Source organism: Exiguobacterium sp. s50, assembly GCF_018618175.1.
In the GTDB taxonomy this organism is placed as follows: Bacteria; Bacillota; Bacilli; order Exiguobacteriales; family Exiguobacteriaceae; genus Exiguobacterium; species Exiguobacterium chiriqhucha.
Genome location: NZ_JACSLP010000030.1, coordinates 1 through 479 on the forward strand (window position 1 = coordinate 1; position 479 = coordinate 479).

The 479-nt window shown below is 48.6% G+C and carries 1 protein-coding gene and 1 rRNA gene; both read left to right on the forward strand.

Annotated elements, in window-relative coordinates:
- A 5S ribosomal RNA gene (rrf, locus tag KNP68_RS15115) occupies positions 1 to 97 on the forward strand; the annotation flags it as partial.
- 83 nt (positions 98 to 180) lie between these two features.
- On the forward strand, positions 181 to 372 hold the full coding sequence (locus KNP68_RS15120) for an NETI motif-containing protein (protein ID WP_021065189.1): 192 nt from the start codon (positions 181 to 183) through the stop codon (positions 370 to 372).
- Positions 373 to 479: the final 107 nt, after the last annotated feature.

Genomic DNA, 479 nt, shown 5'->3' on the forward strand with positions numbered 1-479 from the left:
TGGTCACACCCGTTCCCATGCCGAACACGGAAGTTAAGCGCTTCAGCGCCGAAAGTAGTTGGGGGTCTCCCCCTGTGAGGATAGGACGTCGCCAGGCAAACGGTGGTTCTGGAGCATTCGCTCAAGGGCCGCCGCTTTTTTTATTTATATCGTGATTCAAATGAAAGAGAGGAAGAACAGATGGCCAAAAAAATCAAAGTATACGTCGAGCCAAACGAGACAATCGATGACTGTTTAAATCGAATTGCTCAAATGGGGTATCGCCCGGTACGTAGGATTGAAAAGCCTGTCTTTGAACAAACGGGAACCAAAGACGAACCTGTACATTCCCATCAATCGATTTTGTTTGAGTGCGTTGCTCTCGAATCATAATGCCAAACCGTCACGAATGCGGAGGGCACTGAAAAACCTCCGCTCTATCCGAGCGTGAACTGAAAAAAGGTGGATTGGACCGACTCACGTCGGGACAATCCACCTTT